A 21,605-nucleotide genomic window follows, 5' to 3' on the forward strand; every position below is an offset into this window, starting at 1 on the left:
CGGGGAACCGGCCCGGTTGTCAGTGGACCCGCCGATACTGGGGGCATGACGACGGGTTCTGGCACCGTGCTGGTGGTGGAGGACGAGGAGTCCATCGCGGACGTCCTCGCCATCGCCCTGCGCTACCACCGGTTCGAGGTCATGACGGCGGGCACGGTCCGCGAGGCGCTCTTCCTCGCCGAGCGCACCGGCCCCGAGGTGGCGCTGCTCGACGTCATGCTGCCGGACGGCGACGGGCGGGCACTGGGGCGCCAACTGCGCGCCCGGCAGCCGGATCTGGCGCTGGTGTTCCTGACGGCCCGGGACTCGCCGGCCGAGATCGTCGGCGCCCTCGGCTTCGGTGACGACTACATCACCAAGCCGTTCGACATCGACGTGGTCGTCGCCCGGATCACGGCCGTGCTGCGCCGGACCCGCCCCGCGGACGTGCTGCCGCAGCGACCGCCGCTCAGATACGGCGACCTGGAGCTGGACGAGACGACGTACTCGGTGAGCCGCGCGGGCCGCACCGTCGAGCTCACCCCCACCGAGTACGCCCTGCTGCGCTTCCTGGTCCGCAACGGCGGCCGGATCGTCCCCAAGGACCAACTCCTGCGCCATGTCTGGCAGTACGAGCACACTCCGCCCGAGTCGACCGTCGTGGAGACCTACATCAGTTATCTGCGGCGCAAGCTGGACGCCCTGGGGCCGCCGGTGATCACCACGCGGCGGGGCGTCGGATACGGGCTGGCATGAGTCCCCCCTGGCTCTCCCGCGTCGGCCGCCGGCGCGGCATCCACTCGCTGCGCGGCAAGCTGACGCTGGCCAATGTGGCCCTGCTGGCCGTCGGCATCGTCGTCGCGACCGCGATCAGCCTGATGACCGCGCGGTTCTACCTGCTCGACAAGGTCGACACCGAACTGAAGAGCGCGCGCACCACGCTGGGGCACGCCGGGTTCACCCTGCGGCAGATCGAGTCGCTCAGCGAACTGGGCGTCGCGCTGGACAAGTTCAGCGACGACGGCACCACGGACACCGATCCGCTGCCGAGCCCGACCATGGTGTACGTCGCGGTCGACCGGACCGGAAAGCCGGTGGCCCTGGGCCCGCTGGAGCCGACGCCGCGCCAGCACGCCCTCGCCGCCGCCGCGAAGGACCCGGCCGCGCTCGCCGCCGACGAGGAGCCGAGGGACGTACGGGTCGAGGGCGACCGCTACCGGATGGCCGGGGCGCGGCTGACGGACGGCACCGTCGTGCTGATCGCCATGCCGACCGAGGGCCTGCACGAGGGCATGGGCAAGGCGCTGCGGATGGATCTCGCCGTCGGCACCCTGCTCCTCGCGCTGCTCGGCTGTCTGACCATGCTCAGCGTGCGCCGCCGGATGCGGCCGCTGGAGGACATGGTGGAGACCTCGTCGGCGATAGCCGAGGGCGATCTGACCCGGCGCGTCCCCTCCAGCCGCGACCCGACCCTGGAGGTCGAACAGCTGCGGGTCGCGCTGAACTCCATGCTGCACCAGGTGGAGTCGGCGTACCGCACGCGCGAGCGCAGCGCGGCCCAGCTGCGCCGCTTCGTCGGCGACGCCTCGCACGAACTGCGCACCCCGCTGTCCGCGATACGCGGCTACCTCCAGCTGTACGACAAGGGGATGCTGCCGGAGCCGACCGAGCGCAAGCGGGTCTGGGAGCGGATGAACGGCGAGGTCGACCGCATGGGGCGGCTGGTCGACGAGCTGCTCACCCTGGCCCGGCTCGACCAGCGGCCCGAACTGCGGTTCCGCAACGTCGATCTGAGCCGTCTGGTGCGTGACGCCGCCGACGATCTGCGGGTGCAGCAGCCCGAGCGGCCCCTCACGGTCGGTGCCGAAGGAGCCCTGCTCGTGCGGGCCGACGAGTCGGGGCTGCGCCAGGTGCTGGGCAATCTGCTGAGCAACGTCCGCACCCACACACCCGCCGATGTGCCGGTGCGGCTGGGTGTGGAGCGGGCCGACGGGGTCGTACGGCTGTGTGTTCAGGACAAGGGGCCCGGGCTGTGCGAGGAGGACGCGGCACGGATCTTCGACCGGTTCTTCCGGGCCGGCGGGGGTGCGGGCAGCGGGCTGGGGATGGCGATCGTGCAGGGCGTGGTGGAGGCTCATGGCGGGGAGGTGGCGGTGCGGACAGCGCCGGGTGAGGGGCTGACCGTCACGGTGATCCTGCCGACGGGGGCGACCCTACGGTCGTGAGTGACGCGGCGGGATCACGGGCTCGCGTGGGCGAGGACCAGCGCCCACACGGTCTTGCCGTGGCGCCCCCGGCTCCACACCCCCCACGCGTCGGCCAGATGCTCCACCAGGTGCAGGCCCCGGCCGGTCTCCTCCCACTCCCCCACCACCCTTGGCCGCGGCTCCAGTTGGCCTTCGTCCGACACCTCGATCAGACAGGAACCGTCGGCGAGCGCGGTCACCGCGACCTCGAACTCGCGCTCCAGCAAAGGGCCGTGGCGCACGACATTGGTGGCCAGCTCGGAGACGAGCAGTATCGCGTCCTCCAACGCCGGATCGCGTGGCCCGTGCCCCCAGTCCGCCAAGTGGTCACGGACCCGGCGCCGGGCGAGACCGACGGACGCCGGGTGCCGGGGCAGCCGGAAGGCGTTGCGTCTCAACACGTCTGCTCCTCACCCCACGCACACCTCCCTCACATGGTGCAGTGCCGGGTGGTCCCACGGCATCACCGGGGGGACTGTCAAGGCAGCGAGATCGCGTCAGATCCAGGTGAGGCGCCAGAGACGGAAGACACCCGTGCCGTCCGACAGGTACTGGCCGCCGCCGATCTCCTCGCCGGAGACGACGTACTCCTTGGCCTGCCAGAGCGGGATCACCGGGACGTCGCGGGCGACGGCCTCCTGCAGGGACCCGAAGTCCTTCGCGGCCTCGCTGCGGTCGGCGAACTGCTGGCTGGCCGTGATCAGCTGGTCCACCGTCTTGTCGCTGTAGCCGGTGTTCATGGTGGCGCCGGTGCCGACCAGCGGACCGCCGTAGGTGTCCGGGTCGGGGAAGTCGGCGACCCAGCCGACGGCGTAAGCGTCGACCTTGCCGCTCGCCCAGCGCTTCTGGAAGTCGGTCCACTCATAGCCCTTGACGGTCACCTTGAACAGACCGGTCGACTCCAGCTGCTGCTTGATCTCCGCGGCCTCCTCGGCTCCGGAACCGCGACCGGCACCGTAGCCGTAGGTGAAGCGGACGGGCAGGCTCACGCCGGCCTCGGTGAGCAGGGCGCGGGCCTTGGCCTTGTTCAGCTCGGGGTAGGTGTCGAAGAAGGACGTGGTGTGGCCGGTGATACCCGTCGGGATCAGCGAGTACAGCGGGTCCACGGTCCCCTTGTACACGGTCGCGGCCAGCTTCTCGCGGTCGATCAGCCAGGCCATGGCCTGCCGGACCCGGACGTCGTGCAGGGGCGAGCCCTTGCGGGTGTTGAAGTACAGGTTGCGGATCTCGGAGCTGTCCGCCTCGGAGACGCGCTGGTCCGGGTCGGCGGCGTTCAGGCCGGCGAGGACCGCGGGCGGCAGCGTGCGCGTGGCGACGTCGACCTGCTTCGCCTTCCAGGCCTTGTCGAGGGCGTTTCCGTCGGCGTAGTAGCGCAGTTCGACGGGACGACCGGTGGCGCCGACCGCACCCTTGTACTGCGCGTTGGGATCGAGGACGGCGTCCTTGTCCTTCGTATACGCGGTCAGGGTGTAAGGGCCGGTGCCGTCGACACCGTTGTCGGTGCGCAGGGCGTTGGCCGGATACTTCTCGCGGTCGACGATGGAGCCCGCGCCGGTCGCCACCTTGAGCGGGAACGTGGCGTCGGGCGAGGACAGATGGAAGGTGACCGTACGGCCGCTCGTGCTCACCGAGGCCAGGGTGTCCAGCAGGGAGGACGGACCGACGTCCGACTTGATCCGCTTGACCCGGTCGAATGAGTACTTCACGTCCTGGGCGGTCATCGCGCGCCCGCTCGGGAAGGTGAGTCCCTCGCGCAGCTCGCACCGGTAGGTGCTGAGGTCGGAGCCGGCGAAGCCGCAGCTCTGCGCGGCGTCGGGGACGGGTGTCACGCCGCCCGACTCGAAGGTGAGCAGTGACTGGAAGACATTGTTGAACAGCGCCCAGGAACCGGCGTCATAGGCGCCGGCCGGATCGAGCGAGGTGACGGCGTCCGTCGTCCCGACCTTGATGGTCCTGTCATCGTTCTGCTGCGACGGCAACAGCTGCCAGCCGCCCACTCCCACGGCCGCCAGCACAAGCAGCGTCGCGAGAATCCGCATGCGAACCGAACGCATGGGTGTGCCCTCTCCCCGGCCCTCGACGGGCCCCGCATGAGCAATGGAATGCGCCACTCCCCTAAGTGGCGCGCACACCTAATCACACGGATTTCGTCAGGGGGAAGAGGATTCTGGCGACATGAGAAAGAACTTACCTACGGGTGTTTCCGCCAGGTTTCACAGGCTGTTCACAGACTGAAGGTGGCGTCCTGTCAGGCCTGCCGGGACGCCAGCTCGATCACCGTGATGTCCGATTCGGCGCCCACGCGCGTGGGCGGTCCCCAGGCGCCCGCGCCGCGGCTGACGTACAGCTGGGTGTCGCCGTACCGCTCCAGGCCGGCCAGTGTGGGGTTCGCCAGCTCCGCGACGAGGTTGCCGGGCCAGAGCTGGCCGCCGTGGGTGTGGCCGGAGAGCTGAAGGTCGACGCCGTGGTCGACGGCGTCGTGGATCTGGACCGGCTGGTGGGCGAGGAGCACGCACGCGCGTGCTCTGTCCCGGTCGCCGAGGGCCTTGGCGAAGTCGGGGCCCTGGCCCTCGCTCTCGCCCGCGACGTCGTTGACACCGGCCAGGTCGAAGTGGGGCAGCTCGCTGCGGGCGTTCTCCAGCGGGCGCAGACCCAGGCGGCGCACCTCCTCGACCCACTGCTCGGCGCCGGAGAAGTATTCGTGGTTGCCGGTGACGAAGTACGCGCCGTGCCGTGCCCTGAGTCCGGCGAGCGGGGCCGCGGCGGGGCCCAGGTCCTTCACGCTGCCGTCCACCAGGTCGCCGACCACCGCGATGAGGTCGGGCTGGGTGCCGTTGATCGTGTCGACGACCTTCTGCGCGAAGCTCCGGCCGAGCACCGGGCCCAGATGGATGTCGCTGACGACCGCGATCCGGTAACCGTGCGCCGCGCGCGGGAGCTTGGCCAGCGGGACGGTGACCCGCTTCACCTTCGGGCCGTTCAGCACGCCGTACGTGCCGTAGCCGACCGTACCGACGGCGGCCGCCGCGGCGGCACCGGCGAGGACCCGGGAGACGAAGAGGCGGCGGGTGGGGGTGGCGAGGGGGCGAGAGGGGGAGTCCGGGGTGGCGGGCCGGGAGTCCGGAGCGGGGTCGGTCGGCGGCGGGGGCGGGGGCGGGTCGGCCGTGAGGGCCGCGACCGGGGCCGCCGGGGCCGCCGGGGCCGCGACAGCCGTACGTCCCGGAGTCCGGTCGGACGGGGGCCGGTGCGCGCTGCCCTCGGTCGGCTCGGCGGCCGGTGCCGTGGCCGTCGTCACTCCGGCCGGCGTCAACTCCGGCGCCTCTACGGCCTCCTCGGCGTGTGCCCGCCGTTCGAGCCATCGGCGCAGCAGGGGCCGTACGACCTCACCCGCCAGCACACCGAGCAGCAGATACATCGCCAGGGCCAGCCACAGGAAGCCCGGCCAGGCCAGGACCTGCTGGAGCCAGAAGGGCGCGCCCGAGCGCTCGGCGACCAAGGCGCCGATCGTCAGCGCCCATCCGCCCGCGATCAACACGACGCCCGCGCGGCGCACGAACCCGGGGGCCCGGGTGGTGTCGCGGAACAGCCGGCGCCACAGCCACCAGTTGCCCGCCACCAGGACGGACAGCACGAGCAGCGCGACGAGCGCGAAGACGATGACCACTCGGACGTCCCTTTCGCTTTGTGTGCTGAGTGAACGCCCGGGGCGTTGGCCGAGTTCCTATGACATGCGGCGCAGTGCGCGCACTCCGCGCAACCCGATGGCCCCGACGACCGTCCCCAATACGAAGGAGACGACGGCGAGCACCAGGTGCACCCAGAAGTACGCCGTCGGGTGACCGTCGTCGAACGCGAGCCCGCTGCCGTCCTTGATCAGGTTTTTGACGAAAGTGACCCAGATGACCCAGCTCCACACCCCGAAAGCGAGCAGGAACCAGGAGACGGGGCGGCTGAGCTTCATGAGTTCAGTATCGCCGCCGGTTTTCCGGTCCTTCGGGCGGGGTGGGGACAGAAGCGGGACTTCCATGGGAACGGCATGTACGTTCTCGCTCGTGCCCGCTCCCAAGAAGACCTCCAGGCGCGCCCTGCTGGTCACTTCCGCCGTCCTGTCGTCCCTCGCGCTGACCGCGCCCGTCTCCCACGCGGCCCCCAAGCCGTCACCGAGTACGAGCCCGTCGGCCACTCCCCCGGCGAACATGTCGACCGTGGGCGGCGAGCGGCTGGGGCGGCCCGGCACCCAGGCGAACCTCGCGAGCGGTGTCCCCGTGCTGCCCAAGGACCTGACCGCCCGCTCCTGGGTCGTCGCCGACGCCGAGTCGGGCGAGGTGCTCGCCGCGCACAACGCGCACTGGCGGCTCGCGCCCGCGAGCACCATGAAGATGCTGTTCGCCGACACGGTCCTGCCGAAGTTCCCGGGGACGACGAAGCACAAGGTCGACCCGTCCGATCTGGCCGACATCGGGTCCGGCTCCAGCCTGGTCGGCATAAAGGAGGGTGAGACGTACTCCGTGCACGACCTGTGGCTCGGGGTCTTCCTGCGCTCCGGCAACGACGCCGTGCACGTGCTGTCGAAGATGAACGGCGGGATCCGCAACACCGTCAAGGAGATGAACGAGCACGCCGAGGAGCTCCAGGCCCTCGACACCCACGCGGTGTCGCCCGACGGCTACGACGCTCCGGAGCAGGTCTCCTCCGCGTACGACCTGACCCTGATCGCACGCTCCGGGCTCCAGAAGAAGGACTTCCGCGAGTACTGCTCGACGGTCAGCGCCAAGTTCCCGGGCGCGACGGCGAAGAACAAGAAGGGCAAGTCGGTGCGCGAGTCCTTCGAGATCCAGAACACCAACCGACTGCTGTCCGGCGACAGCGACGTCCCCGTCTACCAGGGCATCGCGGGCGTCAAGAACGGCAACACCACCAACGCGGGCGCCACCTTCACGGGTGTGGCGGAACGCGACGGCAAGGTGCTGCTCGTGACGGTCATGAACCCGGAGAAGAGCGAGCACAACGAGGTCTACAAGGAGACCGCGCGGCTCTTCGACTGGGGCTTCCAGGCGGCCGGCAAGGTGCAGCCGGTGGGTGAGCTGGTGCCGCCGAGGAGCGCCGCGCAGGCCAGCGCCCAGCCGGGTGCGAACGACTCCGGGGAGGCCGGCGGCAGCGGGGACGCCGAGAAGTCCTCGAAGGCGGCGGTGGGCGCCTCCGCCGCGAGCGGGTCGAGCGGTATCGGGATCGCACTCGGGATCACGGGCGGGGCGCTGGTGCTGCTCGCGGCGGGCGCGTTCCTGATCAACCGCCGCTGGCCGCTGCCCGACCTGGTGCGCCGCCGGGGCCGCTCCTGACGTCGGCTTTCGGGGGCTCGGCGGCCGTGTCCTCGGACTCGGCGGCCGGGCCCTCGGCTTCATGGGCCCCGGCTTCGTCTGCGTCTGCGCCTTCGTCGGCGGCTTCGATCTCGGCCTTGCTGAGCGTCGCCGTCCACGCGGCGCAGAACACGACCAGCTTCGAGGTGAAGTTGATCCACAGCAGCAGGGCGACCGGCACACCGAACGCGCCGTACATGCTCTTCGTGGCCACGCCCTGCATATAGCCGCTGAGCAGCAGCTTCAGCACTTCGAACCCGATCGCGCCGATCAACGCGGCCACCGTCAGCCGGCGGCGGGGCGGTTCGACGCCGGGCAGCAGGGTGAGGACGTAGAGCAGCAGCAGGAAGTTGGTCAGCACGGCCACCAGGAACGCGGCGATCTGCAGCAGGATCCCGCCCCAGCCGCCCTCGTCGAGGCCGATCTGCCGGGTGGTCCAGCCGACCAGGGCGGAGGCGACCGTGGAGGCCGCGATCGTCACCAGTACGGCGCCGCCGAGACCGACCAGGACGCCGGCGTCCTTGGCCTTGCGCAGGATGGGGTTCTCCTCGACGTCGGGCAGTTCCCACACCGCGCGCAGACATTCGCGCATGGAGCCGACCCAGCCGATGCCGGTGACCAGCAGCAGGGCGCCGGCGATGAGACCGACGGTGCCGGCGTTCTGGACCAGGCCGCTGATGTTCAGTTGGTCGGCGATGCCGGGCACCTGGTCGGCGAGCTTGTCCTCGAGCTTGTCCTGCTGCTCCGTGCTGAGCGTCGCGGCGGCGATCGCCGCCGCCAGGGTGAGCAGCGGGAACAGCGCGACGAAGCTGGTGAACGTCATCGCGGCGGCCAGCCGAGTCCACTTCACCCGGTCCATGCGCTCGTACGAGTGCCACGCGTGCGTGGTCATCAGCCAGGTCACCGCGGACCCGACCACGGGGAGTTTTTTCAGCCAGTCCATGATCCCTCTCTGCCCTCCGCCGAGAAGACCAATGTCCGTGTGCCCCGAAAACGCGGGACGGTAGCCCCGGCGACATTCACCTAGACCAGAACTACGACAACATTGGGCGACATCCCACTAATCACCCATTTCGGGGAGAGCAGGAATGTTTCAGAACTGAACGCCCATAGAGGGACGCTACGGTCGCCGACATGTCTGCCGACACCGTCTCCGCCTCGGTCTCCGGTTGGGGCCGCACCGCCCCCACCACCGCCCGTCTGATCCGCCCCAGGACGTACGAGGAGGCCGCCGCGGCCGTCCGGGACTGCGGGCCCCGGGGCGGCATCCCGAGGGGCCTGGGGCGGGCGTACGGGGACGCGGCGCAGAACGCCGGGGGCACGGTGCTGGACATGACCGGCCTGGACCGGGTCCACGCGATCGACGCCGACAGCGGCATCGTGCTGTGCGACGCGGGCGTCTCCCTGCACCGGCTGATCGAGGTGCTGCTCCCGCTCGGCTGGTTCGTGCCGGTGACGCCCGGTACCCGCTATGTCACGGTCGGCGGCGCGATCGGCGCCGACGTCCACGGCAGGAACCACCATGTCTCGGGCTCCTTCTCCCGCCACGTCCTGTCGCTGGAGCTGCTCACCGCCGACGGCGAGATCCACACGGTCGGTCGCGGCACGCCCCTGTTCGACGCGACCACCGGCGGCATGGGCCTGACCGGCGTGATCCTCACCGCGACGATCCAGCTCCAGCCGGTGGAGACGTCACTGATGACGGTCGACACGGAACGCGCGCGGGACCTCGACGACCTGATGGCCCGCCTGGTCGCCACCGACGACCACTACCGCTACTCGGTCGCGTGGATCGACCTGCTGGCGCGTGGCGCGGCGACGGGCCGCGCGGTCCTCACCCGCGGCGACCATGCGCCCCTGGAGGCGCTGCGCGAGGGCACGCGCGCGCGTAGGGAGCCGCTGGCCTTCCGGCCCGCCCGTCTGCCCGTCCCGTCCGCCGTCCTCCCCGAAGGGCTGCTCACCCGCCGTACCGTCGGCTGGTTCAACGAGCTCTGGTACCGCAAAGCGCCACGCGCGCGTACCGGCGAACTCCAGCGGCTGTCCGCGTTCTTCCACCCGCTGGACGGCGTGCGCCAATGGAACCGGATCTACGGCCGGGGCGGCTTCGTGCGGTACCAGTTCGTCGTCGGGGAAGGCCAGGAGGAGACCCTGCGCCGGATCGTGCGGCGCCTGTCGGAGCACCGCTGCCCGTCCTTCCTGGCCGTCCTGAAGCGCTTCGGGGACGCCGACCCCGGCTGGCTCTCCTTCCCCCTGCGCGGCTGGACGCTGGCCCTGGACATCCCGGCCGGGCTGCCCGGACTGGGTGCCTTCCTCGACGCGCTGGACGAGGACGTGGCCGCGGCGGGCGGGCGCGTCTACCTCGCCAAGGACTCCCGGCTGCGGCCGGAACTGCTCGCCACGATGTACCCGCGCCTCGACGAGTTCCGCGCGCTGCGCGCGGAGGCCGACCCGCGCGGGGTGTTCGTGTCGGACCTGGCCCGCCGCCTGGGCCTGTAGCACCCGGCATACGGATCCCTCGGACTGCCGGAACTCCCGCACCCCCCGAGCCTCCCGGCCCCCCAGACCTCTAGGAGCTGTCGTGAAGGACGCCTTCGGCATCCCCCAGTCCCTGCTCGTCCTCGGCGGTACGTCCGAGATCGCGCTGGCCACCGCGCGCCGCCTGATCGCGCGCCGCACCCGCACGGTCTGGCTGGCGGGCCGTCCGTCACCCGCCCTGGAACAGTCCGCGGCCGATCTGCGCGCCCTGGGCGCCGACGTGCGGACGGTGGCGTTCGACGCGCTCGACCCCGAGTCCCACGAGACGGCGCTCGGCAAGGTCTTCGCCGAGGGCGACGTCGACATGGTGCTGCTCGCCTTCGGGATCCTCGGCGACCAGGCGCGCGACGAACGCGAGCCGCTGAAGGCGGTGCGGGTCGCGCAGACCAACTACACGGGCGCGGTGTCGGCCGCCCTGGTCAGCGCCGGCGCCCTGCAGTCCCAGGGCCACGGCTCGCTCGTCGTCCTGTCCTCCGTCGCCGGCGAGCGGGCCCGCCGCGCCAACTTCATCTACGGCTCCAGCAAGGCCGGCCTCGACACCTTCACCCAGGGCCTGGGCGACGCCCTGCACGGCACGGGCGTCCACGTCATGGTCGTACGCCCTGGATTCGTCCGCTCGAAGATGACCGCGGACCTGGAGGAGACCCCCCTCGCGACCACCCCGGAGGCGGTCGCCACGGCGATCGAGGTCGGCCTGCGCCGCCGCTCGGAGACAGTGTGGGTGCCAGGCACGCTCAGGGTGGTGATGTCGGCGCTGCGGCATGTGCCGCGGGGGTTGTTCCGCCGCCTGCCGGTGTAGCTCTGGGCGCGTCGCCCATCCGGCCACGGCTCGGCAGCGCCCCTTCAGGAGCTACACCGACGGGATCGACCCGCGCTCCGCATGCCCCGCCTGCGGCGGCACCACTGACCCCCCGAAGGCGAAGTCCCGCAGCCTGCGCCACACACCGTCGGCGCCCTGTTCGTAGAGGGCGAAACCGGTGCAGGACCAGCCGGCCTCGTAGTCGGCGAGTGCCTCGAACGCGCGGTCCATCGACTCGTCGTCGATGCCGTGGGCGACCGTGACATGCGGGTGGTACGGGAACAGCAGTTCGCGTGCGACCGGCCCGGAGGCGTCGCGGACCTGCTTCTGCAGCCAGGTGCAGGCCTCCGCGCCGTCGACGACCTGGACGAAGACGACCGGAGACAGGGGCCGGAAGGTGCCGGTGCCGGACAGCCGCATCGGGAAGGGGCGCCCGGCGGCCGCGACCTCCATGAGGTGCGCCTCGATCGCAGGCAGCAGCGAGGAGTCGACCTCCGTCGGCGGCAGCAGGGTGACATGCGTGGGGATGCCGTGAGCAGCGGCGTCGCCGAAGCCCGCGCGCCGCTCCTGGAGCAGGCTGCCGTGAGGCTCCGGGACCGCGATCGACACGCCGATCGTTACGGTCCCCACGTCGTCTCCTGTCATCTGTCGTGAGCTCGTCCTGTGGTGAGCTCGTGCCCTATTGGTGAGCGTGAGGGGCCGTTGATGCGGTCACTCGGCTATCGACTGTACGGCCACGACCGTGCTGCGGGCAGGCGCAACCGTAGTGATGTGCAGCGCTGTGCGGTGGTACGGCCGGGTTTCGGCCGTGTGCCGTGGTCCGGGTCAGTGCTTGGCGGGCAGGAAGCCCACCCTGTCGTAGGCCTGGGAGAGCGTCTCCGCGGCGACGGCGCGCGCCTTCTCCGCACCCTTGGCCAGGATCGAGTCCAGCGTCTCCGGATCGTCCAGATACTGCTGGGTGCGCTCCCGGAAGGGCGTCACGAACTCGACCATGACCTCGGCGAGGTCCGTCTTGAGCGCACCGTAGCCCTTGCCGTCGTACTTCTGCTCCAGTTCCGCGATTCCCGCGCCCGTGAGGGTCGAGTAGATGGTGAGCAGGTTGCTGACACCCGGCTTGTTCAGGGCGTCGTAGCGGATGACGGTGTCGGTGTCGGTGACCGCGCTCTTGACCTTCTTGGCGGTGGCCTTGGGCTCGTCGAGGAGGTTGATCAGGCCCTTCGGCGTGGACGCCGACTTGCTCATCTTGATCGACGGGTCCTGAAGGTCGTAGATCTTCGCCGTCTCCTTGAGGATGTACGGCTTCGGGACGGTGAAGGTCGGGCCGAAGCGGCCGTTGAAGCGCTCGGCGAGGTCGCGGGTGAGCTCGATGTGCTGGCGCTGGTCCTCGCCGACCGGGACCTCGTTGGCCTGGTACAGCAGGATGTCCGCGACCTGCAGGATCGGGTACGTGAACAGGCCGACCGACGCCCGGTCCGCGCCCTGCTTGGCGGACTTGTCCTTGAACTGGGTCATGCGGGACGCCTCGCCGAAGCCGGTGAGGCAGTTCATGACCCAGGCGAGCTGGGCGTGCTCGGGGACATGGCTCTGGACGAAGAGCGTGCAGCGCTCGGGGTCGAGCCCGGCGGCCAGCAGCTGGGCGGCGGCCAGGCGCGTATTGGCGCGCAGGTCGGCGGGGTCCTGCGGGAGCGTGATCGCGTGCAGGTCGACGACCATGTAGAACGCGTCGTGGGTCTCCTGCAGAGCCACCCACTGGCGGACGGCGCCGAGGTAGTTGCCGAGGTGGAACGAGCCTGCGGTGGGCTGGATTCCGGAGAGCACGCGGGGTCGGTCAGAGGCCATGTTCACCATTCTCTCAGGTCTGGGGGGCCGGTCCGGAACTGGTGGGAAACAGATGGGAACCGATCCCTCTTCCGCGGTGTAACAAGGGTGTGAGAACGCGGGAGGGGGGCCGCATCGTAGATGAGGCCGCGGTGATCGCACGCGTACGCGCCGGAGAGCCGGAGGCGTACGCGCAGCTGGTGCGGGCCCATACGGGCATCGCGCTCAGGGCGGCCGCGGCGCTCGGGGCGGGTGCGGACGCGGAGGACGTGGTGCAGCAGGCCTTCGTGAAGGCGTACTGCTCGCTGGGCCGCTTCAAGGACGGCTCGGCGTTCAAGCCGTGGCTGCTGGCGATCGTGGCCAATGAGACGAGGAACACAGTGCGCACGGCGGCCCGCCAGCGCACGCTCGCCGGGCGTGAGGCGGCGCTCGTGGAGGCGCAACCGCTGATACCGGAATCGGCGGACCCGGCCGTGGCAGCGCTGGAGATAGAGCGCCGTGCCGCACTCCAGGCCGCCCTCGAGAAGCTGAGCGAGGAGCACCGTCTGGTCGTCACCTACCGCTACCTCCTGGAAATGGACGAGTCCGAGACGGCCCAGGCCCTGGGCTGGCCCAGGGGCACGGTGAAATCCCGGCTGAACCGCGCGCTGCGGAAACTGGGGCGCTTGCTCCCGGACTTTCAGCCTCGGGAAGGGGGTGATGAGCGTGAGTGACGGACGCAAGCCTTACGACGATGACGAGCAGAGGGCGTACCAGAGTGACCGTCGGCGCGCGTACGGCCGTGACGGCGCCGGGGGCGGCGAAGGCGCCGGCGGCCAGGGATCTCGTGATCGCGGTCGGCGTGCCGACACGGCCCGGCTGCCCGAAGAGCTGAGGGCGCTCGGGCGTTCGCTGGGCGGCCCCGATGCGGGGGACGGCGCGGAGACGATGGTCGAGCGCGTGCTGGGGCAGCTGGTCGCCGAGCAGGTGCCCGTGCCGGTGGCCGAGCCGCCCGGTGCCGCCGAGCGGCTGCGGGCCGTGCGGCGCTGGGCGCGGGTGCGGTGGCGTGCACTGACCTCGACACTGTGCGGCCTGCTGACGGTGCTCGTGCTCACGCCCCCGGTGCGGGCAGCGGTCCTGGACTGGTTCGACTTCGCCGGGGTCGAGGTGCGGTACGACCCGTCGGCGGTCCCCTCGCCGGGCGCCGAGGTCCCCGGCTGCGGCCACTCGGTGTCGCTCGCACAGGCCGAGCACCGGGCCGGCTTCGAGCCGTTGGTCCCGGAGGAGCTCGGTACACCTGACACGGTCGCCGTGACGGGTGAGCCTCGGGGTCGGTTCGTGGTGAGCCTGTGCTGGCACGAGGACGGACGCACGATACGGCTGGACGAGCGGCGGGCGAGCCTGGACATCGGCTTCGCCAAGACGGTGCGCGAACCGCCGCAATGGATCTCGCCGGGCCCCGGCGCCTCGCACGGCACGACGCCCGACCCGGCCCTGTGGTTCGCCCGACCTCACTTGTTGACGTTCTGGCTGGTGGACGGCGACGGGGAGCACTACACCCGCGAGGAGCGGACGGCCGGTCCGACCTTGCTGTGGAACCACCATGCCGAGGGCGAGACGGTGGCGCTGCGGCTGGAGGGGGTGGCGTCGAAGGTGCGGGCGCTGGAGGTCGCGCGGTCGGTCGGGAAGGCCTCTGAGGCGGCTGGTCGCAAGTAGCGGATCCGGAGACGGCGGGTCTGGAAATAGTGGGTTCGGGGTGGGAACCCAGGCGGGTCGGGCGGTGTACCAGAAGTGACACGCGGCTCGGGGACGGGCCGCACGGGGATCGCTCGGGTGGGGGGTTCGGATGTGGGGACATGGGGTCGGCCGCCGGGTAGGCCGGGTGCGCAGGCGCGAGGGCTGGAGGGGCCGGAGTCGTGAAGTGACGGCGCTGACGGGGGTGTTGGCGGGGGCGCTCGCCCTTCTGGTGTGGGGCGCCGACGCCCCGGCGTCGGCCGGAGGTCCGACGAGCGTGCTCCTGGTGTCACCGCAGAGCACGGAGACGGCCTCGCTGTACTACTCCGACGAGGAGTACGAAGAGCTGGAGCGGCTGCTCGGCGCGCAGGGTGAGGGCACCCGTGACAAGCCGCCCGAGGCCGAGCTGACGGCAGCCCGCCAGATCAATGTCACCTGGATGGTCCACGACGTGGCGCCTTGGCGGCTCGACCGGGTCTACCCGGCTCACAAAGGGCAGGACGTCTGGATACACACCGCGGCGCATCTGGACACCACCACGAACGGCACCTGGCACCGTGCCGGTCGTCCCTCGCAGCTGCGTGCCCTGTTCAAGGAACTGGGCCTGATGGGCAAGTCATCGTCCAAGGGAGATGCGGCGATCCTCCCGCCGGACGGGGGGACGTCCGGGACGGACGACGGCGCGGCGGGCTCGCCCGAGCCTGCGACGGACGCTGCGGACAAGGCGACCGCGGCTTCCCCGGCCGCGTCGGGGGCGCGCGAGGGCACGGACTGGTGGTGGGCCCTGCCGGGCGCGGCAGCCGGAGCGGTGTTCGCACTCGTCCTGCGCCCCTTCGCCACGCGGCTGCCGCGGAGTCGCCTGCGGGGTGAGCCGGGGCCGAGGCAGGAGCTTCGGGACCTATGAGGGCCGGCCAGGGTGCACGGGCACGCACGCTGCTCGTGGCGGTGTCCGCGGCGCTGGCTGTGTGGGGGACGGCGGCCGCCGCCCCGGCCGCCCCGGCGCGGGGGCGGGACGTCCCCGACGTGGCGATCGTCATCGCGGGCGGCACCGGACACACGAGGGCACTGCACTCCGGCGAGTCGGCCTTCGCCCGTCTCTGGCAGCTGTTGCAGCCGACGTACGTCGGGACGGAGCGCGTGCCGGAGGACTGGGTGGAGGGACGTCATCCGCCGATACGGATCACGGTGGTGTGGGGACTGACGGGCGTGGGTGGCTGGCCGCAGACGAACCGGGCGCCGGGAGGCGATGTGGCGGTGCAGCGGCAGGACCAGTTGTTCGTGGCCGGGGACGGCACGCCCTGGGTGCGCTCGGATCTCGCGCCGGACGTGGAGGACGACGACATCCGCTGGCATCGGGCACCACGCTCGGTCTTCGAGCGGCTGCACCTGCCAGGGCTGCTCGGCGCGTCGGAGGACGCGCTCGCCGAGAGCACGGCGGCCGGAGACCGGACCGGCCCGGTGCTGGGTGATGCCGGGTGGGCGGTGGCGGGGCTGGCCATCGGGTTCGCGACGGGGGTCGGCGGCACGCTGCTGATACGCCGCGCGGCGGCCCGGCCGGAAGCCGGACCGCCGCGTCAGGAGCCGCGCCATGAGTTGATCGACCTGGATCTGTGAGGCCGTGGGCGCAGCGGACGGGCGTCAGCCCAGGTCGATCTCGGGGTACAGCGGGAAACCGGCGACGAGGTCGGTCGCGCGGCGGGAGATCTCGTCGGCGATCTTCGGGTCCAGGACGTGCTGGGCCTTGGACGGGGCGCCCTTGCTGGTGGTTCCGGGCTCGGTGGTGGTGAGGACGCGGTCGATGAGGGCGGCGACCTCGTCCATCTCGGCGGTGCCCAGGCCGCGGGTGGTCAGGGCGGGCGTGCCGATGCGGATGCCGGAGGTGTACCAGGCGCCGTTGGGGTCGGCCGGGATGGCGTTGCGGTTGGTGACGATGCCGGAGTCCAGGAGCGCGGCCTCGGCCTGGCGGCCGGTGAGGCCGTAGGAGGAGGCGACGTCGATCAGGTTGAGGTGGTTGTCGGTGCCGCCGGTCACCAGGGTGGCGCCGCGGCGCATCAGGCCCTCGGCCAGCGCGCGGGAGTTGTCGACGATGCGCTGGGCGTAGTCCTGGAAGGAGGGCTGACGGGCCTCGGCCAGGGCGACGGCCTTGGCGGCCATGACGTGCGGGAGCGGGCCGCCGAGGACCATCGGGCAGCCTCGGTCGACCTGGTCCTTGAGGGAGTCGTCGCACAGGACCATGCCGCCGCGCGGGCCGCGCAGCGACTTGTGGGTGGTGGTGGTGACGATCTGGGCGTGCGGAACCGGGTCGAAGTCGCCGGTGAGGACCTTGCCGGCGACGAGACCCGCGAAGTGGGCCATGTCGACCATGAGCGTGGCGCCGACCTCGTCGGCGATCTCGCGCATGATCCGGAAGTTCACGAGACGGGGGTAGGCGGAGTAGCCGGCGACGATGATCAGCGGCTTGAACTCGCGGGCGGAGGCACGCAGCGCCTCGTAGTCGATCAGACCCGTCTCCGAGTCGGTGCCGTAGGAGCGCTGGTCGAACATCTTGCCGGAGATGTTCGGGCGGAAGCCGTGGGTGAGGTGGCCACCGGCGTCCAGGGACATGCCGAGCATGCGCTGGTTGCCCAAGGCGCGGCGCAGTTCGGCCCAGTCGGCCTCGGAGAGGTCGTTGACCTGGCGGACGCCGGCCTTCTCCAGGGCGGGGGCCTCGACACGGGCGGCGAGGACGGCCCAGAAGGCGACGAGGTTGGCGTCGATGCCGGAGTGCGGCTGGACGTAGGCGTGGCGGGCACCGAAGAGCTCGCGGGCGTGCTCGGCGGCGAGGGACTCGACGGTGTCGACGTTGCGACAGCCGGCGTAGAAGCGGCGGCCGACGGTGCCCTCGGCGTACTTGTCGCTGAACCAGTTGCCCATCGCCAGGAGGGTGGCCGGGGAGGCGTAGTTCTCGGAGGCGATCAGTTTGAGCATCTCGCGCTGGTCGGCGACCTCCTGGCCGATGGCGTCGGCCACGCGCGGCTCGACGGCGCGAATCACGTCGAGAGCGGAACGGAAGGCGGTGGACTCGGTGGAGAGGGGCTCGGCTGGCATGGGGACCTCCGGACGTCGTGTGCAGCGATCACGGTACGGCCCAGGCGCACGGCACTCGGTCTGGACTTCGGTCCAGGGGCCGCTCCCCGATGGTTGGTCCATCCCAGCGCGCCAGTCACGGCCCGTCGATCAGCCTACCGGGCACGTCGGCGCGCCATGGGCACGCGTCCACCATGCGGGCCACGATAGGAAGGGGACGCACGGCACTCGTAAGGCAGGAACTGGACAGTGGCCGCGAGCCTCGTGCCGGCCGGGACACGAGCCCTCGCGGTGGCGGAAACGGAGAGCCCCGTGAGTACGTCGAGCACCACCGAATCCCTGATCGCCGCCATCGACGCGCACAGTGCGCACAACTACCACCCGTTGCCGCTCGTGGTGGCGAGTGCTGACGGGGCCTGGATGACGGATGTGGAGGGGCGGCGATATCTGGATCTGCTGGCCGGTTATTCGGCGCTCAACTTCGGGCACGGCAACCGGCGGATCCTGGCGGCGGCGAAGGCGCAGCTGGAGCGGGTGACGCTGACGTCGCGGGCGTTTCATCACGACCGCTTCGGGGCGTTCTGCGCGCAGCTCGCCGAGCTGTGCGGGATGGAGACGGTGCTGCCGATGAACACCGGGGCGGAGGCCGTCGAGACGGCCGTGAAGACGGCCCGGAAGTGGGGCTACCGGGTCAAGGGCGTCCCGGCGGAGATGGCGAAGATCGTGGTGGCGTCCGACAACTTCCACGGCCGTACGACGACGATCATCAGCTTCTCCACCGACCCGGAGGCGCGCGCGGACTTCGGGCCGTACACACCGGGCTTCCAGATCGTGCCGTACGGGGATCTGACGGCGATGCGGGAGGCGTTGACGGAGAACACCGTGGCCGTGCTGCTCGAGCCGATCCAGGGCGAGGCAGGGGTGATCGTTCCGCCGGCCGGCTATCTGCCGGCGGTGCGGGAGCTGACGCGGGAGCGGAACGTGCTGTTCGTGGCGGACGAGATCCAGTCGGGGCTGGGGCGCACGGGACGCACCTTCGGGTGTGAGCACGAGGGCGTGGTTCCAGATGTGTATGTGCTGGGGAAGGCGCTCGGGGGCGGGGTCGTGCCGGTGTCGGCGGTGGTGTCGTCGGCGGATGTGCTCGGGGTGTTCCGGCCCGGGGAGCACGGGTCGACGTTCGGCGGCAATCCGCTGGCCTGCGCGGTGGCGCTGGAGGTGATCGCGATGCTGCGGACGGGTGAGTTCCAGGCGCGGGCGGCCGAGCTCGGCGCACATCTGCACCGGGAGCTGGGGCTGTTGACCGGGACGGGGCGGGTGACGGAGGTGCGTGGGCGCGGTCTGTGGGCGGGGATCGACATCGCCCGGGGGTACGGCACGGGGCGGGAGGTGTGCGAGCAGCTGATGGACCGGGGTGTGCTGGTGAAGGACACCGTCCGCCACAGCCTCAAGGGCGCGGGCCGTGCCCCCATGGCGACGATCCGCATCGCGCCGCCCCTGGTGATCGGGAAGGAGGATCTGGACTGGGGACTGGCCCAGTTGCGCGCCGTGCTCGGGGTGTGAGCCGGCCTGGTGCCGGTGCGGCGCCGCCGGGGGCTCTGTACCAGGCCGAGGGCTGCCGCCGGAGATGGACCGCGATTCAGGGGCGAAGGGAGGCCGGGGGCGGTACGTTCCGCACAGGACGCGTGACGGAGAGGCATGGTCGTCATGGGCGCAGTGCGGTCAGGGTCCGGGGCGGCGGGGTCGCAGTCCGGGTCGGAGGGCGCGGGGCGGGGGCTGCTGTTCCGGGGTGGTGATGTCGAGGAGCTGCATGCGCTGGTCAGTGCGCGGTTCGCGCCGCATCGGCTGACGGTGCTGGACGAACATCCGGTCGACGGGCGGTTCCGGTGTGTGCACGAGGGGGGCGTGGCGCTGTATGAGCTGGGGTACGGGGCGGAGGTCGATGTCACGCCGGGTGAGCTGCCGGAGTTCTACAACATCCATGTGCCGTTGGCCGGGGACGGGGTCGTGACGGCGGACGGGGCGGCGTTGGCGTCGTCGCTGAGCGTCGTCAATCCGGGGCAGCGGCTGTCGATGCGGTGGAGCGGGGAGACCCTGAACCGGGTGCTGATCATTCCGCGGGCGACGCTCGACGGGGCGCTCGCCGTGCGACTGGGTGAACTGCCGTCCGCGCCGTTGCGGTTCGCGCCGGTGCTGGATCCGCGGGTGGGGGTGGTCTGGGCGTGGTTGCGGGTGGTGCGGGCGTTCGCGGAGTTTTCCGACTCGGAGCTCGCGGCGCGCTCGCCGCTGGGGGTGGGGCACTTCGAGCAGTTGCTGGTGAACGGGCTGCTGGACGCCCAGCCGCACCTGCTCAGCGACGCGGTGGCGGGGCGTGGGCCCGCGGTGCTGCCCAGTGCCGTGCGGCGGGCCGCGGACTTCTGTGCCGAGCATGCCCATGAGCCCATATCCGTGGCCGACATGGCGGTGGCGGCGCGGGTGAGTGTGCGGAGCCTCCGGGAGGCGTTCCGGGTGCATCTGGCCACGACTCCGCTGACGTATCTGCGGCGGGTCCGGCTGGATCTGGCACGGCGCGATCTGCTGGCCATCGCTGACGGGCACGGGGTGGGGACGGTCACCGATGTGGCGTTGCGGTGGGGGTTCGCCCATCTGGGGCGGTTCACCGGGCACTATCGGCAGGTGTACGGGGAGACGCCGTCACAGACGTTGCGGCAGGGCTCGGGCTATCCACAAAAGGGTGCGGTTTCCGCCGTAATCGGATAGCTGTGCGGTGGGCGCCGAGGCGATGCTGAAGTCCTGCCGCCCGGGTCGTGGACGGTGGTTCGGGGGAGCCGAACCGGGCGGCAGCATCGGCCGGGCCCGGCCGGACCCGCCTTCGACGTACGGCCGTTGCGCGATGGACGGCCGTTACAGGATCACGTGGGGGAGGAAGCGCGCGTATTCGTCCGTGATCAGGCCGGACGATTCGCGGATGCCGAGGCCCGCCGACTCGTCCTCGACGACCCACGCGCCGAGGACGACGTGGTTGCCGTCGAAGGCGGGTAGCGGGGCCAACTGCTGGTAGCAGCACGGTTCTTCGCGGACGACCGCCTCGGCGGCGCCGGGTTCGTGGATCGTGACGCCGGCGCCCTCCCGGCCGAGCAGGGGCTTCGCCACGTAGCCGGTGGTCGCCGCGAGGTCGCGAGGGCCGTCGAGATACGCGGGGAGAAGGTTCGGGTGGTCCGGATGGAGCTCCCAGAGGATGGCCAGGAGGGCCTTGTTGCTCAGGAGCATCTTCCAGGCGGGCTCGATCCACAGCGTGGTCCCGGTGCCGCCGCCGTTGTCGAGGGTGTCCAGGACGTGGTCGGCGAAGCGGTCGGTGGTGAGCCACTCCCAGGGGTAGAGCTTGAAGCAGCTGCGGATGAAGCGGAGCCGGTTGTCGACGAAGCGGCGGGAGAGACCGTCCCAGCCGATCTCCTCCATGGAGATCCAGCCGGTGTCCAGGCCCGCCTGTTCCGCGGTCTCCTTCAGATAGGCGACCGTCATCATGTCCTCGCCGAGTTCGTCGGCGGAGGAGTACGCGAAGTAGAGGGGGCCGCCGGGCGGGAGCAGGGCGGACTGCTTCTTCCAGGCGGCGACGAGGCGTTCGTGGAGGGAGTTCCACTGGTCGGCGCCGGGGAAGCGGTCCTCCATCCAGAACCACTGCGGTGAGGCGGCCTCGACCAGTGAGGTCGGGGTGTCGGCGTTGTACTCCAGGAGCTTGGCCGGGCCGGTGCCGTCGTAGCGGAGGTCGAAGCGGCCGTAGACGGATGGCAGCTCGGCGCGGCGGCGCCAGGCCTCGGCGACCGCGTCCACGGCACGCGGGTCGGTGATGCCGAGGTCGGCGAAGCGGTTCTCGGTGACGATGTGCTCGGCGGCCGTCAGGCACATGCGGTGCAGTTCCTCGACGACCTCCTCCAGCGCCTCGACCTCGGCCAGGGAGAAGGCGTAGTAGGCGCTCTCGTCCCAGTAGGGGCGCAGGGAGTTGTCGGGGTGGCGGGTGAGGGGGTAGATGAGCCCCTGCTCCTCGACGGTCTGCTGCCAGCCGGGGCGGGGCTCGATCGTGCGGCGCTCCATCGG

Annotated in this window: 20 protein-coding genes and 1 riboswitch; of the genes, 11 read left to right on the forward strand and 9 right to left on the reverse strand. The window is 71.2% G+C overall.

All coding sequences use genetic code 11. The features are described 5' to 3' along the window. Nucleotides 1–45 precede the first annotated feature (45 nt). On the forward strand, nucleotides 46–735 hold the full coding sequence (locus ACFQ6S_RS41160) for a response regulator transcription factor (protein WP_383420924.1): 690 nt from the start codon (nucleotides 46–48) through the stop codon (nucleotides 733–735). Then, on the forward strand, nucleotides 732–2,204 hold the full coding sequence (locus ACFQ6S_RS41165; protein WP_383420926.1) for a sensor histidine kinase: 1,473 nt from the start codon (nucleotides 732–734) through the stop codon (nucleotides 2,202–2,204). Before ACFQ6S_RS41160 ends, ACFQ6S_RS41165 begins: the two co-directional genes overlap by 4 nt. A 14-nt stretch (nucleotides 2,205–2,218) precedes the next feature. Here ACFQ6S_RS41165 and ACFQ6S_RS41170 read toward each other — a convergent pair whose 3' ends face one another. The 4 genes from ACFQ6S_RS41170 to ACFQ6S_RS41185 form a co-directional block, all read right to left on the reverse strand. Then, nucleotides 2,219–2,626 (reverse strand): ATP-binding protein, encoded by a 408-nt coding sequence (locus ACFQ6S_RS41170; protein WP_383420928.1) that lies wholly within the window; start codon nucleotides 2,624–2,626, stop codon nucleotides 2,219–2,221. A 96-nt stretch (nucleotides 2,627–2,722) separates the two neighbouring features. Further along, a complete protein-coding gene (locus ACFQ6S_RS41175; RefSeq protein WP_383420929.1) occupies nucleotides 2,723–4,279 on the reverse strand; it encodes an ABC transporter substrate-binding protein in 1,557 nt (518 codons plus the stop codon). A gap of 194 nt (nucleotides 4,280–4,473) precedes the next feature. Further along, nucleotides 4,474–5,889 carry a metallophosphoesterase gene (locus tag ACFQ6S_RS41180; protein ID WP_383420931.1) on the reverse strand — a complete coding sequence of 472 codons (1,416 nt, stop codon included), beginning with the start codon at nucleotides 5,887–5,889 and terminating at the stop codon, nucleotides 4,474–4,476. Nucleotides 5,890–5,946: 57 nt separating this feature from the next. Beyond that, nucleotides 5,947–6,186, reverse strand: coding sequence for an SCO4848 family membrane protein (locus ACFQ6S_RS41185; protein WP_383420933.1), 240 nt, complete (start codon nucleotides 6,184–6,186; stop codon nucleotides 5,947–5,949). Nucleotides 6,187–6,277: 91 nt separating this feature from the next. Between ACFQ6S_RS41185 and ACFQ6S_RS41190 the strand changes: the two genes are divergently transcribed. Further along, nucleotides 6,278–7,564 (forward strand): D-alanyl-D-alanine carboxypeptidase family protein, encoded by a 1,287-nt coding sequence (locus ACFQ6S_RS41190; RefSeq protein ID WP_383420934.1) that lies wholly within the window; start codon nucleotides 6,278–6,280, stop codon nucleotides 7,562–7,564. Here ACFQ6S_RS41190 and ACFQ6S_RS41195 read toward each other — a convergent pair. After that, on the reverse strand, nucleotides 7,512–8,525 hold the full coding sequence (locus tag ACFQ6S_RS41195; RefSeq protein WP_383420935.1) for a YihY/virulence factor BrkB family protein: 1,014 nt from the start codon (nucleotides 8,523–8,525) through the stop codon (nucleotides 7,512–7,514). The genes ACFQ6S_RS41190 and ACFQ6S_RS41195 overlap by 53 nt on opposite strands. A 191-nt stretch (nucleotides 8,526–8,716) precedes the next feature. Here ACFQ6S_RS41195 and ACFQ6S_RS41200 point away from each other — a divergent pair, with 191 nt between their 5' ends. Together ACFQ6S_RS41200 and ACFQ6S_RS41205 are read left to right on the forward strand one after the other, a co-directional pair. After that, nucleotides 8,717–10,078, forward strand: coding sequence for an FAD-binding protein (locus tag ACFQ6S_RS41200; protein ID WP_383420937.1), 1,362 nt, complete (start codon nucleotides 8,717–8,719; stop codon nucleotides 10,076–10,078). A gap of 82 nt (nucleotides 10,079–10,160) precedes the next feature. Further along, nucleotides 10,161–10,916, forward strand: coding sequence for a decaprenylphospho-beta-D-erythro-pentofuranosid-2-ulose 2-reductase (locus ACFQ6S_RS41205; protein ID WP_383420939.1), 756 nt, complete (start codon nucleotides 10,161–10,163; stop codon nucleotides 10,914–10,916). Between the two features lie 51 nt (nucleotides 10,917–10,967). Here ACFQ6S_RS41205 and ACFQ6S_RS41210 read toward each other — a convergent pair whose 3' ends face one another. Continuing rightward, the gene (locus ACFQ6S_RS41210) at nucleotides 10,968–11,546 is read right to left on the reverse strand and encodes a 2'-5' RNA ligase family protein (protein WP_383420941.1); all 579 of its coding nucleotides are present in this window, start codon (nucleotides 11,544–11,546) and stop codon (nucleotides 10,968–10,970) included. A gap of 195 nt (nucleotides 11,547–11,741) precedes the next feature. Then, nucleotides 11,742–12,755 (reverse strand): tryptophan--tRNA ligase, encoded by a 1,014-nt coding sequence (gene trpS / locus ACFQ6S_RS41215; protein WP_383420943.1) that lies wholly within the window; start codon nucleotides 12,753–12,755, stop codon nucleotides 11,742–11,744. Between the two features lie 89 nt (nucleotides 12,756–12,844). Here trpS and ACFQ6S_RS41220 point away from each other — a divergent pair, with 89 nt between their 5' ends. The 4 genes from ACFQ6S_RS41220 to ACFQ6S_RS41235 all read left to right on the forward strand — a co-directional run bounded on the left by ACFQ6S_RS41220 (nucleotide 12,845) and on the right by ACFQ6S_RS41235 (nucleotide 16,061). Further along, the gene (locus ACFQ6S_RS41220) at nucleotides 12,845–13,447 is read left to right on the forward strand and encodes an RNA polymerase sigma factor (RefSeq protein ID WP_383420945.1); all 603 of its coding nucleotides are present in this window, start codon (nucleotides 12,845–12,847) and stop codon (nucleotides 13,445–13,447) included. Continuing rightward, nucleotides 13,434–14,429: a hypothetical protein gene (locus ACFQ6S_RS41225; RefSeq protein WP_383420947.1), complete on the forward strand. Its 996-nt coding sequence runs from the start codon at nucleotides 13,434–13,436 to the stop codon at nucleotides 14,427–14,429. The genes ACFQ6S_RS41220 and ACFQ6S_RS41225 overlap by 14 nt, the downstream gene beginning before the upstream one ends. A gap of 205 nt (nucleotides 14,430–14,634) precedes the next feature. Continuing rightward, entirely contained in the window at nucleotides 14,635–15,351 is a 717-nt protein-coding gene (locus ACFQ6S_RS41230; protein ID WP_383420949.1) for a hypothetical protein, read from the forward strand. Further along, nucleotides 15,348–16,061 (forward strand): hypothetical protein, encoded by a 714-nt coding sequence (locus ACFQ6S_RS41235; protein WP_383420951.1) that lies wholly within the window; start codon nucleotides 15,348–15,350, stop codon nucleotides 16,059–16,061. The genes ACFQ6S_RS41230 and ACFQ6S_RS41235 overlap by 4 nt, the downstream gene beginning before the upstream one ends. A 24-nt stretch (nucleotides 16,062–16,085) precedes the next feature. Here the strand turns inward: ACFQ6S_RS41235 and ACFQ6S_RS41240 are convergent, their stop codons facing one another. Beyond that, nucleotides 16,086–17,534, reverse strand: coding sequence for a glycine hydroxymethyltransferase (locus tag ACFQ6S_RS41240; protein WP_383420953.1), 1,449 nt, complete (start codon nucleotides 17,532–17,534; stop codon nucleotides 16,086–16,088). 31 nt (nucleotides 17,535–17,565) lie between these two features. Then, nucleotides 17,566–17,663: riboswitch (ZMP/ZTP riboswitch) on the reverse strand. Between the two features lie 162 nt (nucleotides 17,664–17,825). Between ACFQ6S_RS41240 and rocD the strand changes: the two genes are divergently transcribed. Both rocD and ACFQ6S_RS41250 read left to right on the forward strand, forming a co-directional pair. Then, on the forward strand, nucleotides 17,826–19,073 hold the full coding sequence (rocD, locus tag ACFQ6S_RS41245) for an ornithine--oxo-acid transaminase (RefSeq protein WP_383420955.1): 1,248 nt from the start codon (nucleotides 17,826–17,828) through the stop codon (nucleotides 19,071–19,073). 144 nt (nucleotides 19,074–19,217) lie between these two features. Further along, nucleotides 19,218–20,270 (forward strand): AraC family transcriptional regulator, encoded by a 1,053-nt coding sequence (locus tag ACFQ6S_RS41250; protein ID WP_383420957.1) that lies wholly within the window; start codon nucleotides 19,218–19,220, stop codon nucleotides 20,268–20,270. 144 nt (nucleotides 20,271–20,414) lie between these two features. On the opposite strand, the gene ACFQ6S_RS41255 is transcribed toward ACFQ6S_RS41250, so the two are convergent. Continuing rightward, nucleotides 20,415–21,602: a glutathionylspermidine synthase family protein gene (locus ACFQ6S_RS41255; protein WP_383420959.1), complete on the reverse strand. Its 1,188-nt coding sequence runs from the start codon at nucleotides 21,600–21,602 to the stop codon at nucleotides 20,415–20,417. Nucleotides 21,603–21,605: the final 3 nt, after the last annotated feature.

Source organism: Streptomyces sp. NPDC056479, assembly GCF_042795335.1.
Taxonomy (GTDB): Bacteria; Actinomycetota; Actinomycetes; order Streptomycetales; family Streptomycetaceae; genus Streptomyces.

Excerpts from the sequence above, each read along its gene's own strand:
- ACFQ6S_RS41160 (WP_383420924.1), top strand. The coding sequence starts at position 46 with ATGACGACGGGTTCTGGCACCGTGCTGGTGGTGGAGGACGAGGAGTCC.
- ACFQ6S_RS41255 (WP_383420959.1), bottom strand. The coding sequence starts at position 21,602 with ATGGAGCGCCGCACGATCGAGCCCCGCCCCGGCTGGCAGCAGACCGTC.
- trpS (WP_383420943.1), bottom strand. The coding sequence starts at position 12,755 with ATGGCCTCTGACCGACCCCGCGTGCTCTCCGGAATCCAGCCCACCGCA.
- ACFQ6S_RS41185 (WP_383420933.1), bottom strand. The coding sequence starts at position 6,186 with ATGAAGCTCAGCCGCCCCGTCTCCTGGTTCCTGCTCGCTTTCGGGGTG.
- ACFQ6S_RS41240 (WP_383420953.1), bottom strand. The coding sequence starts at position 17,534 with ATGCCAGCCGAGCCCCTCTCCACCGAGTCCACCGCCTTCCGTTCCGCT.
- ACFQ6S_RS41235 (WP_383420951.1), top strand. The coding sequence starts at position 15,348 with ATGAGGGCCGGCCAGGGTGCACGGGCACGCACGCTGCTCGTGGCGGTG.
- ACFQ6S_RS41175 (WP_383420929.1), bottom strand. The coding sequence starts at position 4,279 with ATGCGTTCGGTTCGCATGCGGATTCTCGCGACGCTGCTTGTGCTGGCG.
- ACFQ6S_RS41200 (WP_383420937.1), top strand. The coding sequence starts at position 8,717 with ATGTCTGCCGACACCGTCTCCGCCTCGGTCTCCGGTTGGGGCCGCACC.
- ACFQ6S_RS41225 (WP_383420947.1), top strand. The coding sequence starts at position 13,434 with ATGAGCGTGAGTGACGGACGCAAGCCTTACGACGATGACGAGCAGAGG.
- ACFQ6S_RS41165 (WP_383420926.1), top strand. The coding sequence starts at position 732 with ATGAGTCCCCCCTGGCTCTCCCGCGTCGGCCGCCGGCGCGGCATCCAC.
- ACFQ6S_RS41250 (WP_383420957.1), top strand. The coding sequence starts at position 19,218 with ATGGGCGCAGTGCGGTCAGGGTCCGGGGCGGCGGGGTCGCAGTCCGGG.
- ACFQ6S_RS41195 (WP_383420935.1), bottom strand. The coding sequence starts at position 8,525 with ATGGACTGGCTGAAAAAACTCCCCGTGGTCGGGTCCGCGGTGACCTGG.